This is a genomic window from Vibrio sp. 10N.222.52.B7 (assembly GCF_041474275.1).
Lineage (GTDB): Bacteria > Pseudomonadota > Gammaproteobacteria > Enterobacterales > Vibrionaceae > Vibrio > Vibrio crassostreae_C.
The window spans coordinates 1-224 of record NZ_JBFRTU010000458.1; the positions used below are offsets into that span (position 1 = coordinate 1).

The following is a 224-nucleotide window of genomic DNA, read 5'->3' on the forward strand; positions in this document are numbered from 1 at the left end:
AGCCAAAGTTCCAAGAGTAACTTACCCCCAAGTCGACACTCGCCCAGCCAGAGGTGGTCGCACAGTCAGTAACGATACCTAAATCATCTTCACATTGAGGGACATTATCCATCGCTTGCGCCCAATTAACCTGCGCATAAGCGGAGAAGGCGCTATCGTCATAAGCCACCTCGGCATTGCCTTCCCAAGGAGTTAGTGTGCGAACTTTTTCTCCATCCTCATCT

The 224-nt window shown here is 50.4% G+C and carries 1 pseudogene; it reads right to left on the reverse strand.

Going from position 1 to position 224, the window contains the following annotated elements:
- Positions 1–224 (reverse strand): annotated as a pseudogene (locus AB4512_RS23680) (ligand-gated channel); the annotation flags it as partial.